This window comes from Stenotrophomonas sp., assembly GCF_035634915.1.
Classification (GTDB): domain Bacteria; phylum Pseudomonadota; class Gammaproteobacteria; order Xanthomonadales; family Xanthomonadaceae; genus Stenotrophomonas.
This window is the reverse complement of record NZ_DASQCB010000003.1, coordinates 146499-164414: the sequence shown is the minus strand read 5'-3', so window position 1 is coordinate 164414 and position 17916 is coordinate 146499. Positions and strand designations below refer to the sequence as shown.

Below are 17916 nucleotides of genomic sequence, written 5' to 3'. Positions count from 1 at the left end.
GCACTCACACCGCCACCGGCGCCTTGATGGCCGGGTGCGGGTCGTAGCCATCGATGCGGATATCGTCGAACTGGAAGCCGAACAGGTCGGTCACCTCCGGGTTCAACCACAGCTTCGGCAGCGCGCGAGGCGCGCGCGACAACTGCTCGCGTGCCTGCTCATAGTGGTTCGAATACAGGTGCGCGTCGCCCAGCGTGTGCACGAAGTCACCCACGCCCAGGCCGGTGGCCTGCGCCACCATGTGGGTCAGCAGCGCGTAGCTGGCGATGTTGAACGGCACGCCGAGGAAGATGTCGCCGCTGCGCTGGTACAGCTGGCAGCTGAGCTTGCCGTCCACCACGTAGAACTGGAACAGGTTGTGGCACGGCATCAGCGCCATCTGCGAAAGCTCGCCCACGTTCCAGGCGCTGACCACCAGCCGGCGCGAATCGGGGTTGCGCTTGATCTCGTCCACCAGCCACTGCATCTGGTCGATCTCGCGGCCATCGGCCGTCGCCCAGCTGCGCCACTGCTTGCCGTAGACCGGGCCGAGGTCGCCGTTCTCGTCGGCCCACTCGTCCCAGATCCGCACCTGGTTGTCCTTCAGGTAGCCGATATTGGTATCGCCCTTCAGGAACCACAGCAGCTCGTGGATGATCGAGCGCAGGTGCAGCTTCTTGGTGGTGACCAGCGGGAAACCTTCGTTGAGGTCGAAGCGCATCTGCCAGCCGAACACACTGCGGGTGCCGGTGCCGGTGCGGTCGCTCTTCTCCGTACCGTGTTCGAGTACGTGCGAGAGCAGGTCCAGGTAGGCCTTCATGCCTTGCCCTCCGCGACGACCAGCGGCTGCGGCTGCAGCACCGGTGCGCGGCGCGACAGGGCCAGCAGCACCAGGCCGAAGGCGATGAGCGGCACGCACAGGATCTGGCCCTTGGTCAGCCAGCCGAAGGCCATGTAGATGCCGTTGTCGGGCATGCGCACGAACTCCACCGCGAAACGGAAGACGCCATACAGCAGCGCGAACAGGCCGCCCACCAGGTAACGGTGGCGCGGCTTGGCCGATACCGCCCACAGCACCACGAACATCACCAGGCCTTCCAGCGCCGCTTCATACAGCTGCGAGGGATGGCGGGCGTACTGGTTCAGCGCACCAGTGGCGAACTGCGCCTGCAGGGTGGCGTGGTCGAACTGGTTCAACGGGGCCGGCAGGCCGGACGGGAACACCACGCCCCAGCTGCCGTCGGTGTACTTGCCCCACAGCTCGGCGCCGATGAAGTTGCCTATGCGGCCGAAGCCCAGGCCCAGCGGCACCAGCGGGGCCATGAAGTCCATGGTGTCGAAGAAGTGCAGCGCGTGCTTGCGCGACCACCACCAGCAGGCGGCGATGACGCCCAGCAGGCCACCGTGGAAGCTCATGCCGCCATCCCACACCTTGAACAGCAGCAGCGGGTTGTGCAGGAAATCGCCCAGCGCGTAGAACAGCATGTAGCCGATGCGCCCGCCCAGTACCACGCCCAGCATGGCGTAGAACAGCAGGTCGGAGAACCCGTTGGCATCGACGCCCGGCAGGCGGCCCTGCGCGATGCGCTTGCGGCCCAGCAGCCAGGCCGCGGTGAAGCCGAGCAGGTACATGATGCCGTACCAGTGCACCTTGATCGGCCCCAGCGAAAGGGCGATGGGGTCGATGTCGTGGAAATAGATCATGGAAGCTGCCTTGCGGGAGTACGGGTATTTTACGGCTCAACCCAGGATCTGCGGGGTGTCGGGCAGGCCGTCATCATCGGACCGCGTGCCGGCCGGAAAGTGCCCTTCCACCAGCGCGGAGACTTCATCGATGGCGCTGCGCAGCGCCTCGACCGGGTTGGCCCCGCGCAGGCCTTCGCGCAGGTGGGTGCAGACCCGCTGCCATTGGGCGTTGCTGACCCGGCCATGCAGCCCGCGGTCGGCCACGATCTCGATGGCGTGGTCGGCCAGCAGCAGATAGATCAGCACGCCGTTGTTGTGCTGGGTATCCCAGGTGCGCAGCTGGGCGAAGGCCTGCTCGGCGGCCTGCCGTGGGGTCACGCCCCGCCACAGGGCATGCAGCGGCAGGTCCGCTTCCACCGCGAACATCACCTGCCCGCCATGGCGTGCCTCGCCAGCGGCAATGGCCTCGGTGATGGCCTGCAGGGTGTCCGGCGGGAAGGAGCGCCGCACCGAGGGCGCGAAGACATGGCGGAACAGGCGCCGGATCATCACCAGCCCCCCGAGGCGCCGCCGCCGCCGGAGCGGCCACCACCACCGCCCCAGCCGCCGCCACCACCGAAACCGCCACCGCCGCCAAAGCCGCCTCCCCCACCCCAGCTGCCACCGCCCCAGCCGCCGCCCCCGGCAAAGCGCCCGGGATGACCGGACAGCATCGCCACCACCAGGCCGACGATGCCCGCCAGGCCACTGGCCAGCAGGGTGGAGGTGAACAGGAAGGCGGCCAGCGCCGCGCCGCCGCCGCCGAGCAGGCCGCGCAGCGGGCGTGGCACCCGGGCGAACACCCCGCGCAGGATGCTGCCGGCGAACACGCCGATGAACAGCGCCAGGATCCAGGTATCGCCACCACCGCTTGGTTCGTGGCCGCGCTGGCCACTGACCGGCGCCGGCAGCGGCTCGCCATCGACCAGCTTCACCAGCACCGCCGTGGCATCGGTGATGCCACCGGCGTAATCGCCGCTGCGGAAGCGCGGCACCAGGTATTCCTGGATGACCCGGTTGGCGATGGCATCGGGAATCGCACCTTCCAGGCCATAGCCCGGCTCGATGCGCACGCGCCGGTCGTCCTTGGCCACCACCAGCAGCACGCCGTCATCCACGCCCTTGCGGCCGATCTGCCACTGGTCGAAGACGCGGGTGGTGTACTGGGCGATGTCCTCCGGCTGCGTGCTGGGCACCACCAGTACCTGCAGCTGGCTGCCCTTGCGCTGCTGCAGGTCCAGTGCCTGCTGCACCAGCGCCTGCTTCTGCGCGGCATCGAGAGTGCCGGTGGTGTCGACCACCGGCGAATCCAGTGCGGGAATCGGCGCCAGCGACTGCGACTGCGCCGCCAGCGGCAGCCACAGCAGGAACGCCAGCAGCAGCGCGGTGGCCAGGCGCATCGGTCAGTGCGCCGGCTGCGGTGCCGGCTGCTGTGGCGCGTTGCCGAAATCGACCGCCGGCGCGTTGGAGATCTGCGCCTCGTTCTCGACGCTGAAGTTGGGCTTGGGCTGGTAGCCGAAGATCTTCGCGGTGACCAGCTGCGGGAACGAGCGGATGTAGGTGTTGTAGTCCTGCACCTGCTGGATGTAGCGGCCGCGGGCCACGGTGATGCGGTTCTCGGTGCCTTCCAGCTGCGCCTGCAGGTCGCGGAAGTTGGCGTCGGACTTCAGCGTGGGGTAGTTCTCGGTGACCACCAGCAGGCGCGACAGCGCACTGCCCAGTTCGCCCTGGGCCTGCTGGAACTGCTTGAGCGAGGCTTCGTCATCGGCATTGACGTTGATCTGGCCCACGCGCGAGCGGGCGTTGGTGACTTCGGTCAATACGCGCTCTTCCTGGCTGGCAAACCCTTTGACGGTCTGCACCAGGTTGGGCACCAGATCGGCGCGGCGCTTGTACTGGTTGAGCACTTCGGACCAGCTGGCCTTGACCGCCTCATCCTTCTGCTGGATGGCGTTGTAGCCACAGCCGGAGAGCAGGGAGGCCAGCAGCATCAGGGGCAGGACGCGGGTGAACAGGCGCATGGCGGGAGTTCCGGGTGGACTGGCTGCCGAGCATGCCATGGTTCGCGTTAACGAGCGGCCATCGGGCGGGGCCCCCTCCGCGGTGGTGGTGCGCTGTTATCGGGAGGTGGTCGGGAGGGTGGGTTGGCTGGGGGACGCCGTGAATCCGTCCATGGAGGCTCGGTCGCGCCATCCATGGCGCTCACGCCCCCAGCCAACCCACCCTCCCGACCATGGACGGTTTCCTGGCACCGCGGGAAAGATCAAAAAGAGCAAGAGCAGAAGCAGAAGCCCATCCTTCAGGCATTCGTGTCGACCAAGGTCGACACCTACCAACGCGGGTGCCGTCCAGAGCGGGTGCCGTTCCGGCAGATCGCGGAGAACTGTCGAAGGCGGGGTGGGTCCGGTTGAGGGGGTGTGAGCGGCATGGATGCCGCGACCAAGCCCCCATGGACGGGTTTACGGCGTCCCCCTCAACCGGACCCACCCCGCCAACCCACGGAATGCAGGCCTTTGACGTTGACGTTGACGTTGCCCTGGCCTGTAGCGGGTGCAGGGCTGCAAGCCCTGCCGGAACCCCACACCGTTCAACAGGCCTCAGCCACCGGCGCGCGCATCCGCCCCAGCCACGCCAGCAGTAACCCCGACACCGCCAGCAACCCACCGGCCACCGGAATCGCCGCATAGCCCAGGCCCGCGCTGATCACTGCGCCACCCAGTGCGGCACCTACCGCGTTGCCGAGGTTGAACGCACCCACATTGATCGACGACGCCAGCCCCGGCGCATCGGTAGCCGCCTGCATCACCCGGATCTGCAGCGGCGGCACGATCGCAAACGTCGCCGCGCCGAACAGCAGCATGCCAATGGCCGCGGTCACAGGGTTCAGCAGCGCCAGCGGCAGCACGAACATCAGCACGGCCAGCGACGCCAGCAGGATGCGCGTGGCCCCATCCAGCGACCAGTCGGCCATGCGCCCGCCGATGCCATTGCCGAAGGTAAAACCGATACCGATCAAGGCCAGCGACATCGCGATGAACGCATTGGAGGCACCGGTCAACTCGCTCAGCACCGGCGCCACGTAGGTGTAGAGGGTGAACATCGCACCGGCACCCAGCACCGTGGTCGCCATCGCCAGCAGCACCTGCGGCTGCAGGATCGCCTTCAGTTCGCGGCGCACATCCGGGCGTGCGCCCGGTGCCGAGGCCGGCAGGGCAAGCGCCAGCGCACTGATCGCCACCACGCCCAGCACCGCCGTGCCGGCGAACGCCAGGCGCCAGCCCAGCTGCTGGCCGACCCAGGTGGCCAGCGGCACGCCACCAATGTTGGCGATGGTCAGGCCCATGAACATGGTCGCCACCGCTGCCGCCTGCTTTTCCTTGGGTACCAGGCTGGCCGCCACCACCGCACCGATGCCGAAGAACGCACCGTGGTTGAGGCTGGTGACCAGCCGCGACAGCAACAGCAGCCCATAGTTGGGCGCCAGCGCGGACAGCAGGTTGCCGACGATGAAGATCGACATCAGCAGCATCAACGCGGTGCGCCGTGAGAAGCGCCCCATCAGCAGGGTCATGACCGGCGCACCGGCCATCACGCCCACGGCGTAGGCGGTGATCAGCATGCCGGCGGTCGGGATGCTGACGTCCACGCCATCGGCGATGACCGGCAGCAGGCCCATCGGGGTGAACTCGGTGGTGCCGATGCCGAAGGCACCGACCGCCAGCGCGAGCAGAGCAGCTCTGGAATTCATGGGGTTCCTGGGGGAGGAAACGGGAAGCTGCACAGCCTGCGCGCTTTGCCGGCGCCGATTAAGCCTCGCCGCGGGAAAACAGTGTTGACCCCGGTTCACAGGTGGCGGCCCCATAACGCAGAACCCCCGGCAGTGCCGGGGGTCCTGGGTGGATCGTTTACCAGTTGCCGGCGCCCGGCACGTTGTGATCCCGCGCGCGGCGGCGCATCAGCAGGTTCAGCCACTCCACCAGCACCGAGAAGCCCATCGCGGCGTAGATGTAGGGCTTGGGCACGTGCACGTCCAGGCCGTCCAGGATCAGCACCGCACCGATCAGCAGGATGAAGGCCAGGGCCAGCATCTTCACCGTCGGGTTGGCATCGATGAAGCGGCCCAGCGGGTTGGCGGCCAGCAGCATCACCAGCACCGACAGCAGGATGGCGGCGACCATCACCGGGATGTGGTCGGCGATGCCGACGGCGGTGATCACCGAATCCAGCGAGAACACGATGTCGATGACCGCGATCTGTGCGATGACGTAGCCGAACACGGCCGAGGCCTTGGTCGTGCTGGGGTCTTCATCCTCGCCACCGGTGATCAGTTCCTTGATCTCCATGTACCCCTTGATGATGAGGAACAGGCCGCCCACGATCAGCACCAGGTCGCGGATGGAGATGCCCATGCCAGCCACGGTGAACAGGTTGGCCGCCATGTGCGCCAGGTAGGCCAGCGACACCAGCAACGCGATGCGGGTGATGCAGGCCACGGCGATGCCGAGCTTGCGAGCGAACGGGCGGCGCTCTTCCGGCAGCTTGCTGACGGCAATGGAAATGAACACCAGGTTGTCGATGCCGAGCACGATTTCCAGGGCGCTGAGGGTAAACAGGGTTACCCAGGCGTTGGGGTCGGCGAGGAACTCAAAGGACATGGAAACTCTTCAGGACAGTGGGGGAATGGGGGTCAGGCGTACGTGCCGGCCAGCAGGTGGGGCACCACGACCAGGGCCCAGCACAGCAGCACGTTCATCATCAGCACGAACACCGCGGCCGAGCCCATGTCCTTGGCGCGGCCAGCCAGCTCGTGGATCTCCGCGCCGTAGCGCTCGATCACCGCTTCAATGGCCGAGTTGGCCAGTTCCATCGCCAGCACCAGCAGCATCGAACCGATCATCAGCGCGCGCTCGACCGGGGTCTGGCCCAGCCACAGCGCCGGCGGGGTCAGCACGATCAGCAGGTAGACCTCCAGCCGGAACGAGGACTCGTGCAGCCAGGCAGCGCGCAGGCCCTGCCAGGACCAGCGGGCGGCCTGGAAGATGCGGCGCGGACCGCGGGGCATGTGACCGAACTGATCAGCCACGGGGGGAACAACCAGCAACAGGAGCGCGGCGCAGCGACCGCTCAGACGCACGGCAGGCAATCATGGGTGCACAGGAATGGGCAGACAGCCCCCATTTTGCCACAAGGGCGACGGCGGCACCCCGCGGCGGCCGGCCAACGGCCCGCCATCGGCAAGCGCGGCACCGCGGTGAAGTCCTATGATGGGTGTCCCCTGCCCTCGCTGGAGTCCCTGATGTCCGTTGCCCGTACCTGCCTGCTGTCGCTTGGATTGCTGACCCTGGCCCCGCTGGCCCAGGCACTGAGCCCGCCCGCCCCGCCGCGCGTGCCCGAGCAGGCGTCCAACGTGGCCTGGGAAGGTGACATGGCCAGCTTCCTCAAGGCCGACCAGAGCAATCCGCCGCCGCGCGGAGGCATCGAGTTCATCGGCAGCTCCTCGATCCGCTTCTGGGAGAGCCTGGCCCAGGACTTCCCGGGCCAGCCGGTGTTCAACCGTGGTTTCGGTGGATCGGAAGTGCGCGACAGCACCTGGTATGCCGGCCGGATCGTGGTGCCGTATGCGCCCTGCAAGGTGTTCTTCTACGCCGGCGACAACGACCTCAACAGCGGCCGCAGCGCCACCCAGGTGCGCGACGACGTGGTGGCCTTCGTGCAGCGCGTGCACCGCGACCTGCCGAAGACCAGGGTGGAATACCTGTCGATCAAGCCCAGCCCGTCGCGCGCGCACCTGCTGCCGGCGATCAACCAGGCCAACGCACTGATCAAGGCTGCCCTGGCCAAGCTTCCCAACACCGGCTACACCGACATCTACACCCCGATGCTGGGCGCCGATGGCCAGCCGGATGCGACGCTGTTCCGCGAGGACATGCTGCACATGACCCCGGCCGGCTATGCGATCTGGACGAAGGCCGTGGCACCGAAGGTGAAGTGCGATTGAGCAAGACGTGCGCCGGGCCATGCCTGGCGTGACCCGGGATTCATCCACGCATGGCGTGGATCTACTGCAGATCGCAGCAATCTGTCAGAGGCGGGGCGGTGTGGGTTTGCGGGGCGTGAGCCGCTTGGATGCGGCGACCAAGCCCCCATGGACGGGTTCACGGCGTCCCCGCAAACCCACACCGCCCCGCCATCCCACGGAATGTCCGCATTTGATGTTGAAGTTGCCGGCCAGCGGCCGGCACTACCGCGGGTGCCGGGTGCAGCCCGGCAGAAGCTCCTTACCGGAAAATGACCGTGGCTTCGGTGCCCTTGCCGGGCTCGCTGGCCAGGCTGACCTTCCAGCCGAAACGGTCGCACAGCCGCCGCACGATCGACAGGCCAAGGCCAGTGCCCTGCGGGCGATCGGGTTCAGCGCGGTAGAACGGCTCGAAGGCACGGGACAGCGCCTCGGCCGACATGCCGATGCCGGTATCACGCACCACCACCCGATCAGAGGTCACCTGCACGTCGATGCGGCCTTCATCGGTGTAGTTGCAGGCGTTGCGCACCAGGTTGCTGACCACCACCTGCAGCACCCGCGGCGGCGCATGCAGCTGCACCGGACCAGCGCTGTGCAGGTGCACCGCCACCGGCCGGTTGGCCAGCAGTTCGTTGGCGTTGTCCACCTCGTAGCGGACGATGTCGTTGACATCGAACAACTCGATCTGCGGTTCGATGTCGGCCTCGCGGGCCAGGATCAGGAACGCGTCGATCACTGCCTCCATGTCCCGCCCAGCGCGCTGGATGCGCTGCAGGCTGCGGCGCAGGCGCGGCTCCAGGCTGTCATCGCCCAGTGCCATGTCGCTGGCCACACGGATGACCGTGAGCGGCGTGCGCAGTTCGTGGCTGGCATCGCGGGTGAAGTTGCGCTCGCGGGCCACATGGTCGGTGACCCGGTTGGCCAGTGAATGCAGCGCCGCCGCCAGCTGGCGGGTCTCGCCCTGCATGTCGGCCGGCAGCTTATCCGGCTCAAGGTCGGCCGCCTCGGGGTGGCCCGGGTCCCAGCGTGAGACGCGCCGGGCCAGCCAGTTCACCGGCGAGACCAGGCGTTTGGAAGCGCGGTAGGTCACCCAGCTGGCGCCGTAGACGGCCAGCAGGGTCAGCAGCACCGGCACGATGCCGAACCAGAACGCCAGCATTTCCGCGCGCGAGCGCAGGAACACCAGGTACAGCCGGCCCTGCGGCCGGGCATCGACCAGCACCAGCTGGTCATCGCCGGGCAGCTCGTGGAAGCCGGGTTCAAGGCCGCGCAGATTAGCCGGAAGCGACAGGCTGGAGCGCCCGCGCTCGAGCAGGTAACCGCGGATGTTCTGGGTATTGGGGGGCGGCTGCGTGGGCGAAGCCTCGTGCAGCGTCCAGTAGTAGGCGGCCTCTTCGCGCAGGGCCGCACCGACCAGACTGTGCTTGATGACCAGCGAGACCAGCCATGCACCCAGCAGGACGCCCAGGCTGGCCAGCACGGCCTGCAGGATGAAAGCGATACGGATCTTGCGCGGCAGGCCGTGCGGCATTGCGGGGTCCCGGTCGAAGCGCTGCGATTATAGGCAGCGCGTCGTGCCATCGTCGTGCACGGACGGTGACCGCCGGCACGAGCAAGGGCCCGTTCCCTGCCCCGCGACCCGGCCGGAGCCGGGGCGGGCTTGTTCCTGCACCAGCACGGCTCAGGCCATCGGCTGGGCGATGTCGGCGATGCGGTAACCGGCGCTCTGCACGGTGTGCAGCAACGGACGGTCGAACGGCTTGTCGATGATCTTGCGCAGGTTGTACAGGTGGCTGCGCAGGGTGTCCGAATCCGGCAGCCCGTTGCCCCAGATCTCGCGTTCGATTTCCTGGCGGGTGACCACACGCGGCGATTCGCGCATCAGGATGGTCAGCAGGCGCAGGCCGATCGGCGAAAGCTGCAGCTCGGTACCGGCACGGGTCGCCCGCATGCTGACCGGGTCGAGCACCAGGTCGGCGACCTTGAGCACTTCCGAACCGACCTGGCGACGTTCACGGCGGATCAGCGCGCGCAGGCGGGCTTCCAGTTCCTGGATGGCGAACGGCTTGGTCAGGTAATCATCGGCACCGAACCCGAGGCCGGTGAGCTTGTCGTCCAGCGTGTCGCGCGCGGTCAGCATCAGCACCGGCGTTGACTTGCGCGCATCGTTGCGCAGTCGGCGGCACACTTCGATGCCATCCAGGCGCGGCAGCATCAGGTCCAGCACGACCACGTCGTAGCTGTTTTCAGCGGCCAGACGGTAGCCGTCCAGGCCATCCTGCGCATAGTCCACCTCGAAGCCACGGCCTTCCAGGTATTCGCCGATCATCTCGGAGATGTTGCGGTTGTCCTCGACCACCAGCACCAAGCCGGAAGTCTCCTTCGTCTGACGCATATGAGTACCTCTGTCTTCAGCTTTGTGAAACATGCCGCATCGACGGTGGACGCGATGTGAAGTTCGTTCAAGATGCTGAAAAAAAATTACAGCAGGGGCTTGAGCAGCGGCCAGACGTTGTCCAGCACCTTCGGCTGGGCCTGTGCGGTGGGGTGCAGGCCGTCGGCCTGCATCAGCCCCGGCTGCAGGGCCACGCCCTCCAGCAGGAACGGCAGCAGCGGCACCTTGTACTTGTCGGCCAGCGCGCGGTAGGCGGCGGCCAGGCGCTGGCGGTACGCCGGGCCATAGTTGGGCGGCACGTCGATGCCCAGCAGCAGCACCTTGGCGCCGGCGGCGCGGCTGGCCAGCAGCATCTTTTCCAGGTTGCCCTGCACCTGTGCCGGGGTCAGCCCGCGCAGGGCGTCGTTGCCGCCCAGCGCGATCACCACCACCATGGGTTTCTCCCTGGCCAGCAGGCCGGGCAGGCGGGTCAGCGCGCCGGCGGTGGTTTCCCCGCTCATGCTGGCGTTGACAATGCGGGGCGGGGTTTTCGACTGCTGCCTGACCCGCTTGTCCAGCAGGCTGACCCAGCCTGCATCGGCCGGGATATTGTGGGCAGCACTGAGGCTGTCACCGAGCACCAGCACGGTGCCGGCCGGACCTTTGGCACACGCCAGCCCGGACCACAGCAGCAACCCTAGCAGCAGCACCATCATCGTGCCGGCTTGCCGGCTCCATCCTGTAATGCGCATTGGAGTCTCCTCATCGACAGCCTGTCCCCCCGCAGCGCGTCCGTCGCCATCGCCGTCGACCAGGTCGGCAAATCCGTGCATGGCCCGGAGGGTGAAGTCCACATACTGGACAACATCACCCTCACCGTCCATGAAGGCACCAGCGTGGCGATTGTCGGGGCCTCCGGTTCCGGCAAGACCACCCTGCTCGGCCTGCTGGCCGGGCTGGACCTGCCCAGCCGCGGCGGCATCACCCTGGCCGGGCAGGCGCTGGGCGCGCTGGACGAGGAAGCCCGGGCGCAGCTGCGCGCGCGCGAAGTGGGCTTCGTGTTCCAGAGCTTCCACCTGCTGCCGGCGCTGACGGCGGCCGAAAACGTCGCACTGCCGCTGGAACTGGCCGGCCGCGAGGACCGCGCGCGGGTCGACGAGGTGCTGGCCCAGGTCGGCCTCTCGCACCGCGCCCGCCACTACCCGCGACAGCTGTCCGGCGGCGAACAGCAGCGCGTGGCCCTGGCCCGCGCATTCGTCACCCGCCCGCGCATCCTGTTCGCCGATGAACCCACCGGGTCGCTGGACCAGGCCACCGGCCAGCACATCAGCGACCTGCTGTTCGAACTCAATGCCGGCAGCGGCACCACCCTGGTGCTGGTCACCCACGACCTGCGCCTGGCCCAGCGCTGCCAGTACATCCACCGCATCGACAACGGCCGCCTGCAGGCGGTCGAGTACGGGGCGCAGGCATGAACCTGCTGCGGCACGCCTGGCGCGCGCTGCGCCGCGAAGCCCTGGCCGGTGACCTGCTGACCGTATTCGCCGCGCTGGTGCTGGGCGTGGCGGTGATGACCGCCGTCGGCACGCTGGTGAACCGGGTCAACCTGGCCCTGACCGGCAGCGCGGCCGAGATGCTGGGCGGCGACCTCGGCGTGGCCGGGCGCAACGATCCACCCGCAGCCTTCGCCGAGGAAGCACAGCGGCGCGGACTGACCTCCACCCGCATCGCCGGCTTCGGCAGCGTGCTGTTCAACGGTGATGCCAGCCAGATGGCCAGCATCAAGGCGGTGCAGGCCGGCTACCCGCTGCGCGGCACGCTGCGGGTGCGGGCCACGCCGGGCGGCGCGCTGATCGCCGATGCCGGCATGCCGCCGCAGGGCCAGACCTATGCCGACCCGCGCCTGCTGCAGGCGCTGGGCCTGAAGGTGGGTGATGCGCTGGAGTTCGGGGCGGGCACGCTGCGCGTGGCCGGCATCATCGAGGCCGAGCCGGATACCGGCGGCGACCTGCTCACGCTCTCCCCCACCCTGCTGGTCAACCGCGCCGATGTCGATGGCACCGGCCTGCTCGGGCCGGGCAGCCGCATCAACTACCGGCTGATGGTGGCCGGTGCACCCGACCAGGTGGCCGCATACCGGCAGTGGCTGCTGCCGCAGGTGAAGGGCATGCGCCTGCTGAGCGTGGACGACACCCAGCGCGGCGTGCGCCAGGCCTTCGATCTGGCCGGCCGCTTCCTGGGCCTGAGCGCGCTGCTGGCGGTGCTGCTGGCCGGCGTGGCCACCGCGCTGGCGGCCAACCGCTTCGCCCTGCGCCGTATCGACCAGGTGGCGATCCTGCGCTGCCTGGGCGCGCGCCAGCGCGACATCCTCGCTGGCCTGGCGCTGCAGCTGCTGATGCTGGCGGTGCCAGCCTGCGTGCTCGGCATCGGCCTGGGCATGGCCGCACAGGAAGGCCTGGTGCAGGTGCTGGGCAGCCTGGTGCCGCAGCGCCTGCCATTGCCCGAGGCGACCCCGGCGCTGACCGGCGCAGGCATTGGCCTGCTGCTGTTGTTCGGCTTTGGCCTGCCGCCGCTGCTGCGCCTGCGCGGGGTGCCGCCGATGCGCGTGCTCAACCGCTCTTTCGCTGCCCTGCCGCCGGCGTCGCTGCTGGCCTACGTGGCGGCGCTGGCTGCCAGCCTGGTGCTGGCGGTGCAGGTCACCGGCAATCTGAAGCTGGCGCTGTGGGTGCTGGGTGGTCTGGCCGCGCTGGCCGTGGCCGCCGGCGTGGTGGGCTTCGTGCTGCTGCAGCTGCTGCGTGGGCTGCAGCACCGCCTGCATGGCAACTGGCGGCTGGGCCTGGCGGCGCTGACAAGGCGGCGGATGTTGGCGGTGATGCAGCTGGTGGGCCTGTCGCTGTCGCTGTGTGCGCTGTTGCTGCTGGCGGTGACCGGCCCCGGCCTGCTGCAGCAGTGGCGTGAGCGCCTGCCGGAAAACACCCCCAACTACTTCCTCATCAACATCCAGCCCGAACAGCGCGACCACGTGCTGGCCGCGTTGCAGGGGCTGGGCGCGGCCGATGCCAGCGTCGAACCGATGGCCACCGGCCGCCTGATCGCGATCAACGGCAAGCCGCCGCTGCGCGTGGACCGTACGCCGGAACAGAGCGGCCAGCCGGCGCAGGGTGAAGGCCAGCGCGACGACGATGATGAGAACCGGCCGTTGAACTTCAGCTGGCGCAGTACCTTCCCGCCGGCCAACACCCTGGTCGATGGCACGTTCTGGAAGGCCGACAGCACCGCGCCGGAAGCCTCGGTGGAAACGGGTTGGGCCAAGCGCTACGGCGTGCACATGGGCGACCGCATCACCATTGCCGTGGGCGAGCAGGAGCGTGAGTTCACCATCACCAGCGTGCGCAAAGCGGACTGGAACACCTTCCGCCCGAACTTCTTCGTGCTGCTCAACCCCAATGCGGTGGGCGATACGCCGCACAACCTGCTGTCGGCCTTCCATCTGCCGGCGGGCAAGGCGGCGGGGCTGGGTGCGCTGGTGCGCGAACAGCCGAACCTGTCGCTGCTCGATGTGGACGCGGTGATCTCGCAGGTGCGCGAGGTGATGAACCGCGTCGCGCAGGCGGTGCAGCTGGTGATGGTGTTCAGTCTGCTGGCCGGTGTGCTGGTGCTGCTGGCCGCGCTGCAGGCCACCGCCGGCGAGCGCCGCTACGACAGCGCGGTGCTGCGTACGCTGGGCGCGACCCGGCGCCAGCTGCGCGGTGCGGTGCTGGTGGAGTTCGGGGCGTTGGGTGCACTGGCCGCGTTGCTGGCAGTGGGCGCGGCGGCCGGCATCGGCGTGGCGGTGTCGCAGAAGGTGTTTGAACTGCCGCTGCTGCCGCCTTGGCCGGGCCTGCTGCTGGGCGGTGTGGTCGGCATCGGCCTGAGCCTGCTGGCCGGCTGGTGGGGCACGCGGGCGATCCTGCACACCCCGCCGGCACTGGCCCTGCGCGAGGCCTGACGCGGCCGTGACACGCAGCGGGTGGGACCGGCGGTATGCTGCGCGCCCCACCCGATGAGATCGCCCGGATGCCCGGCACGTCGTTCGCTGCTTACCTGTACCCGGTGTTGCTGCTGCTTGGCAGCAACATCTTCATGACCTTCGCCTGGTACGGCCACCTCAAGTACAAGAGCGCGCCGCTGATGATGGTCATCATGGTCAGCTGGGGCATCGCCTTCTTCGAATACTGCCTGCAGGTGCCCGGCAACCGCCTGGGCAGCGCGGTGTATTCGGCGCCGCAGCTGAAGGGCATGCAGGAAGTGATCACCCTGGTGGTGTTTGCGGTGTTCTCCGCGTTCTACCTGGGCCAGCCGTTGAAGTGGAACCACTACGCCGCGTTCGGGTTGATCGTGCTGGCGGCGTTTTTGATGTTCAAGGAATAAGGGCCATCCACGCATGGCGTGGATCTACTGACGGATGACGGCATCCACGCGTGGCGTGGATCTACTGACGACCGGTTCCAGTAGATCCACGCCATGCGTGGATGCCGTTACGTCTGCGGTTGCGGCCCGGCGTTACCGGGCCTTTTCCACGAACTCGGCGAACACGGCGTCGATCTGTTCGTCCTTCACCTTCTTGCCCGACTGGATATCGTCGGCCTGGGTGAACAGCGGGATGATCATCGCCATGCCATCGAGCCTGGTCTTCAGGTGCACGCCCGGGGCCCGGGTCAGGAAGCCGTCCCAGCGCTGGCGCACCTTCGCCCAGTAGCCGGCGGTGGCCTTCCAGTAATCGCGCGCGGGGCTGAAATCGACTTCGGTGGTCCTGGCGTAATCGTTGAAGCCGAACTCGCGGGCGATCTCGACCTGGCTGCCGTCGGCGTTGCGCTGCACCTTGGTGTTGAACTGCTCGTGGGTCCAGCCGTTGGGGGTGAGCGTGTGGCGGTTGACCACGGCCAGCGCGTTGTAGTCGCTGCGCCGGGTGTATTCGCGGCGCGGCAACGGGCGCCAGCTGATGTCGCTGGTCCAGGTCGGGACGTTGTTGTCGTAGGTCCAGGTACCGGTGCCGCAGTAGCGCGGCGCGTCACTCACCTCGTACACGCATTGGGTCCAGGCCCCCTTGTGGGTGGCCGCGTCGATCGTGCGTACCTGCCAGGTCTGGTCGGCGCTGAACTCGAAGCGGTTGCGCGCTTCATACACCCAATCCTGCCGCCAGTGCTTGGTGACATGGCCGCTCTTCGCGTCCACCAGCAGGTGCTGCAGGACGATGCGCTGCGGGCTGTCCTCGACCACGATCACCACTTCGTTGCCAGCGCTGCGCATGGCCGGTGCGCGCTCATAGCCGGGCTTCAGCAGCACGGTTTCATCGAAGGCGAAATCCACGGTGTATTCGCCCTGCATGGCCAGGATGCTGGCGTGGTCACGGGCGATATCGGTGGGCTGGGCACTGGCGGCACCGGCGACGGCAAACAGCAGCATCACGCTGGCGGCGTGCGACTTCATCAGGGAGTTCCTTGGGGAGTGTCAGGTTCGATGGGTGGCCATCCGTGGCCGCAATCGATCCATCAGGGTTCCATCAAACCGGGTTCAGAGATGCACCAGCGGCAGGTCGCCGGGGAGGCGCGGCGCAGGCCTGCGGGCGGCGTCGGCGCAGCAGCAGTCATCGATGGAGAGTTCGCCCTCGGCACCTTCCAGGCGAGCAATACGGCGGGCCGTGGTGGCCCCCAGCGAGGACAGCGTGGACAGGCTGGCGGCCAGGGTGCTGCCGTCGTCAGCGGCGTGCAGGCGCAGCGCGCACAGGCGCCAGCGCTGGCCGCCCAGGTGGCCGGCCAGGCGCCGCCACAGGCGTTCGCCGACACTGCCTTCGGCATCGTGCTGCGGGCCCGGCGGCAGCGATGCCACCAGCCGGTCCCAGGCGAGGAAATCGCTGTCGGGCAGCAGGTACAGGCGCCACACGCAGCGGCCACGGCCATCGAGGAAGCACAGGCTTTCGCGCAGGCCCTCGCTGTCCACGCCTTGGCAGGCATGCACCGACACAGCCTGGCGCCAGCCGCCCAGCTCGCTGCTGTCGGCGTGGTACAGGCACAGCACGGTACCCAGCGCAGCCAGCTGCGCCGGCGTGGGCCAGGCCTGCAGCGCGTGGTGCGGCAGGAAGGACGACAGGCGACGGGCGGACAGGGCTCGGCTCATGGGATTCACCAGGAAGCGACAGGGGTGGCCGACAAGGTCGGACCGATGGCGTACGCGTCGGTTGGACGCGCGGCGAGGCAACAGGTCATCGGCTAGGGCCTGACCAGGCAGGGGGAGCCCCCGGCCACCGGCACGCCAGGCGTGCACGGACAGCCGAGGGGGAGAGAGCGGGAGCGGACGGGTCGCCCACCCTGCCAGCGCTGCCGGCAGGAGGGAGGGCGGCGGGCGACCAGACCGCGTTACTTGGTCAGGATCAGCTTGTCGTTGCTGGTGTGGCGCAGCCGGTAGAAACGGTCGCCGTGCTGGATCAGGATTTCGCGGCGGCCCTTCAGCAGGGCTTCGCTGTCGATCACTTCTTCCGGCGGAACGACACGCACCGGGCGGTCGCGCAGGGTCAGCGTTTCGGGGCGCAGCAGTACAGGTTGAGCATTCATGAGCATCTGGACTCGTGCGAGGGACGAGTTAGATGATAATGATTCTCAGTTAACAATCAACAAGCATTCTCAATTCCATTGATGAGATTTATGATCGATTTCTCAATTTCGATAGATCACATCAATCAAAACGCAGAGTCGAGCCATGCTCGACTGTTTTTCGAGCGCGCGGAGTCGAGCATGGCTCGACTCTACAAAGAGCGGTCAGACGAAGGCCGCTTCCACCCGAGCCCAGCCGGCATCGTCCACCTTTTCCAGCACCTCCAGCGCCTCCAGGTTCTGCAGCAGCTGGCTGACCCGGCTGGCGCCAAGGATCACGCTGGACACATGGGGATTGCGCAGGCACCAGGCGATGGCCAGGCTGGCCGGGGCATGGCCCAGCTCGGCGGCGACCTCGCTGAAGCGACGCACCTGGGCCAAGCGCACGGCCGCGTTCTGGCCCAGCACCAGGTCCTGCAGCCAGCCCATGCCCTCGCGGCCCAGCCGCGCATCGGCGGGAATGCCCTGGTCGTACTTGCCACTGAGCAGGCCCGAGGCCAACGGCGAGAAGATGGTGGTGCCCAGCCCGGCGCTGGCGTACAGCGGGGCGTACTCCACCTCCACCCGCTCACGGTGCAGCAGGTTGTACTGCGGCTGCTCCATCGACGGCGCCTGCCAGTTATGGCGCGCGGCGATGTCCACCGCCTCCTGGATCTGCGCAGCCGACCACTCCGAGGTGCCCCAGTACAGCACCTTGCCCTGCCGGACCAGGGTGTCCATGGCATGCACGGTCTCCACGATCGGCGCGTCCGGATCCGGGCGGTGGCAGTAATAAAGGTCCAGGTAATCCACCCGCAGGCGCTTGAGCGCGGCATGGCAGGCGTCGGTCACATGCTTGCGCGACAGGCCGCGCTGGGTCGGCCGCGGGTCCTTGGCACTGCCGAAGAACACCTTGCTGGACACGCAGAAGCCGTCGCGCGGCAGGCGCAGGTCGGCGATCACATCGCCCATCACCTGCTCGGCGCGGCCGTTGGCGTAGCCCTCGGCGTTGTCGAAGAAATTGATGCCGTGATCCCAGGCGGCGGCGACCAGGTTGCGGGCCTCGTCACGCGGCACCTGGTCGCCGAAGGTCACCCACGCCCCGAAGGACAGGGCGGACACCGGCAGGCCGGAGGAGCCGAGGCGGCGGTAGAGCATGCGATTCTCCTGTTGCAGGCCCGCATACGGGCCGGGATCGAGCCCCATTCTAC

General features: G+C 68.0%; 19 protein-coding genes. 4 read left to right on the top strand and 15 right to left on the bottom strand.

The features are described from left to right. Positions 1-4: 4 nt before the first annotated feature. The 8 genes from VER16_RS03775 to VER16_RS03740 form a co-directional block, all read right to left on the bottom strand. Positions 5-799, bottom strand: coding sequence for a thymidylate synthase (locus VER16_RS03775; protein WP_324805530.1), 795 nt, complete (start codon positions 797-799; stop codon positions 5-7). After that, positions 796-1683 carry a prolipoprotein diacylglyceryl transferase gene (gene lgt, locus VER16_RS03770; RefSeq protein WP_324805529.1) on the bottom strand — a complete coding sequence of 296 codons (888 nt, stop codon included), beginning with the start codon at positions 1681-1683 and terminating at the stop codon, positions 796-798. The genes VER16_RS03775 and lgt overlap by 4 nt, the downstream gene beginning before the upstream one ends. Positions 1684-1719: 36 nt before the next feature. Continuing rightward, positions 1720-2214 (bottom strand): TPM domain-containing protein, encoded by a 495-nt coding sequence (locus tag VER16_RS03765; protein ID WP_324805528.1) that lies wholly within the window; start codon positions 2212-2214, stop codon positions 1720-1722. Continuing rightward, complete coding sequence (locus VER16_RS03760) at positions 2214-3104, bottom strand: TPM domain-containing protein (RefSeq protein ID WP_324805527.1); 891 nt, start codon at positions 3102-3104, stop codon at positions 2214-2216. The genes VER16_RS03765 and VER16_RS03760 overlap by 1 nt, the downstream gene beginning before the upstream one ends. 3 nt (positions 3105-3107) lie before the next feature. After that, positions 3108-3725, bottom strand: a complete 618-nt coding sequence (locus tag VER16_RS03755; protein ID WP_324805526.1) for a LemA family protein — start codon at positions 3723-3725, stop codon at positions 3108-3110. 566 nt (positions 3726-4291) lie between these two features. Beyond that, complete coding sequence (locus tag VER16_RS03750; protein WP_324805525.1) at positions 4292-5452, bottom strand: MFS transporter; 1161 nt, start codon at positions 5450-5452, stop codon at positions 4292-4294. A gap of 157 nt (positions 5453-5609) precedes the next feature. Continuing rightward, positions 5610-6359, bottom strand: coding sequence for a TerC family protein (locus tag VER16_RS03745; protein ID WP_324805524.1), 750 nt, complete (start codon positions 6357-6359; stop codon positions 5610-5612). 32 nt (positions 6360-6391) lie between these two features. Next, entirely contained in the window at positions 6392-6787 is a 396-nt protein-coding gene (locus tag VER16_RS03740; RefSeq protein ID WP_324805523.1) for a diacylglycerol kinase, read from the bottom strand. Between the two features lie 213 nt (positions 6788-7000). Here VER16_RS03740 and VER16_RS03735 point away from each other — a divergent pair, with 213 nt between their 5' ends. Further along, positions 7001-7702, top strand: coding sequence for an SGNH/GDSL hydrolase family protein (locus VER16_RS03735; protein WP_324805522.1), 702 nt, complete (start codon positions 7001-7003; stop codon positions 7700-7702). Positions 7703-7982: 280 nt separating this feature from the next. Here the strand turns inward: VER16_RS03735 and VER16_RS03730 are convergent, their stop codons facing one another. The 3 genes from VER16_RS03730 to VER16_RS03720 form a co-directional block, all read right to left on the bottom strand. Continuing rightward, complete coding sequence (locus tag VER16_RS03730; RefSeq protein ID WP_324805521.1) at positions 7983-9254, bottom strand: HAMP domain-containing sensor histidine kinase; 1272 nt, start codon at positions 9252-9254, stop codon at positions 7983-7985. 150 nt (positions 9255-9404) lie between these two features. Further along, positions 9405-10118 carry a response regulator transcription factor gene (locus tag VER16_RS03725; protein ID WP_002811889.1) on the bottom strand — a complete coding sequence of 238 codons (714 nt, stop codon included), beginning with the start codon at positions 10116-10118 and terminating at the stop codon, positions 9405-9407. An 86-nt stretch (positions 10119-10204) separates the two neighbouring features. Further along, entirely contained in the window at positions 10205-10849 is a 645-nt protein-coding gene (locus tag VER16_RS03720; RefSeq protein ID WP_324805520.1) for an arylesterase, read from the bottom strand. A gap of 75 nt (positions 10850-10924) precedes the next feature. Between VER16_RS03720 and VER16_RS03715 the strand changes: the two genes are divergently transcribed. The 3 genes from VER16_RS03715 to VER16_RS03705 all read left to right on the top strand — a co-directional run bounded on the left by VER16_RS03715 (position 10925) and on the right by VER16_RS03705 (position 14507). Then, positions 10925-11572 (top strand): ABC transporter ATP-binding protein, encoded by a 648-nt coding sequence (locus VER16_RS03715; RefSeq protein WP_108767784.1) that lies wholly within the window; start codon positions 10925-10927, stop codon positions 11570-11572. Then, on the top strand, positions 11569-14085 hold the full coding sequence (locus VER16_RS03710; protein ID WP_324805519.1) for an ABC transporter permease: 2517 nt from the start codon (positions 11569-11571) through the stop codon (positions 14083-14085). The genes VER16_RS03715 and VER16_RS03710 overlap by 4 nt, the downstream gene beginning before the upstream one ends. Before the next feature lie 68 nt (positions 14086-14153). Next, a complete protein-coding gene (locus tag VER16_RS03705) occupies positions 14154-14507 on the top strand; it encodes a DMT family protein (protein ID WP_079220666.1) in 354 nt (117 codons plus the stop codon). 132 nt (positions 14508-14639) lie between these two features. On the opposite strand, the gene VER16_RS03700 is transcribed toward VER16_RS03705, so the two are convergent. The 4 genes from VER16_RS03700 to VER16_RS03685 form a co-directional block, all read right to left on the bottom strand. Then, entirely contained in the window at positions 14640-15566 is a 927-nt protein-coding gene (locus VER16_RS03700; RefSeq protein ID WP_324805518.1) for a DUF6607 family protein, read from the bottom strand. An 84-nt stretch (positions 15567-15650) separates the two neighbouring features. Further along, on the bottom strand, positions 15651-16253 hold the full coding sequence (locus tag VER16_RS03695; RefSeq protein ID WP_324805517.1) for a Hemin transport protein: 603 nt from the start codon (positions 16251-16253) through the stop codon (positions 15651-15653). A gap of 239 nt (positions 16254-16492) precedes the next feature. Continuing rightward, positions 16493-16687, bottom strand: a complete 195-nt coding sequence (gene hemP / locus VER16_RS03690) for a hemin uptake protein HemP (RefSeq protein WP_005412278.1) — start codon at positions 16685-16687, stop codon at positions 16493-16495. A 204-nt stretch (positions 16688-16891) separates the two neighbouring features. Further along, the gene (locus VER16_RS03685) at positions 16892-17863 is read right to left on the bottom strand and encodes an aldo/keto reductase (protein WP_324805584.1); all 972 of its coding nucleotides are present in this window, start codon (positions 17861-17863) and stop codon (positions 16892-16894) included. Positions 17864-17916: the final 53 nt, after the last annotated feature.

Excerpts from the sequence above, each read along its gene's own strand:
- VER16_RS03700 (WP_324805518.1), bottom strand. The coding sequence starts at position 15,566 with ATGAAGTCGCACGCCGCCAGCGTGATGCTGCTGTTTGCCGTCGCCGGT.
- VER16_RS03750 (WP_324805525.1), bottom strand. The coding sequence starts at position 5,452 with ATGAATTCCAGAGCTGCTCTGCTCGCGCTGGCGGTCGGTGCCTTCGGC.
- VER16_RS03745 (WP_324805524.1), bottom strand. The coding sequence starts at position 6,359 with ATGTCCTTTGAGTTCCTCGCCGACCCCAACGCCTGGGTAACCCTGTTT.
- VER16_RS03695 (WP_324805517.1), bottom strand. The coding sequence starts at position 16,253 with ATGAGCCGAGCCCTGTCCGCCCGTCGCCTGTCGTCCTTCCTGCCGCAC.
- hemP (WP_005412278.1), bottom strand. The coding sequence starts at position 16,687 with ATGAATGCTCAACCTGTACTGCTGCGCCCCGAAACGCTGACCCTGCGC.
- VER16_RS03710 (WP_324805519.1), top strand. The coding sequence starts at position 11,569 with ATGAACCTGCTGCGGCACGCCTGGCGCGCGCTGCGCCGCGAAGCCCTG.
- VER16_RS03725 (WP_002811889.1), bottom strand. The coding sequence starts at position 10,118 with ATGCGTCAGACGAAGGAGACTTCCGGCTTGGTGCTGGTGGTCGAGGAC.
- VER16_RS03735 (WP_324805522.1), top strand. The coding sequence starts at position 7,001 with ATGTCCGTTGCCCGTACCTGCCTGCTGTCGCTTGGATTGCTGACCCTG.
- VER16_RS03720 (WP_324805520.1), bottom strand. The coding sequence starts at position 10,849 with ATGCGCATTACAGGATGGAGCCGGCAAGCCGGCACGATGATGGTGCTG.
- VER16_RS03765 (WP_324805528.1), bottom strand. The coding sequence starts at position 2,214 with ATGATCCGGCGCCTGTTCCGCCATGTCTTCGCGCCCTCGGTGCGGCGC.
- lgt (WP_324805529.1), bottom strand. The coding sequence starts at position 1,683 with ATGATCTATTTCCACGACATCGACCCCATCGCCCTTTCGCTGGGGCCG.
- VER16_RS03760 (WP_324805527.1), bottom strand. The coding sequence starts at position 3,104 with ATGCGCCTGGCCACCGCGCTGCTGCTGGCGTTCCTGCTGTGGCTGCCG.
- VER16_RS03755 (WP_324805526.1), bottom strand. The coding sequence starts at position 3,725 with ATGCGCCTGTTCACCCGCGTCCTGCCCCTGATGCTGCTGGCCTCCCTG.
- VER16_RS03685 (WP_324805584.1), bottom strand. The coding sequence starts at position 17,863 with ATGCTCTACCGCCGCCTCGGCTCCTCCGGCCTGCCGGTGTCCGCCCTG.
- VER16_RS03775 (WP_324805530.1), bottom strand. The coding sequence starts at position 799 with ATGAAGGCCTACCTGGACCTGCTCTCGCACGTACTCGAACACGGTACG.
- VER16_RS03730 (WP_324805521.1), bottom strand. The coding sequence starts at position 9,254 with ATGCCGCACGGCCTGCCGCGCAAGATCCGTATCGCTTTCATCCTGCAG.
- VER16_RS03705 (WP_079220666.1), top strand. The coding sequence starts at position 14,154 with ATGCCCGGCACGTCGTTCGCTGCTTACCTGTACCCGGTGTTGCTGCTG.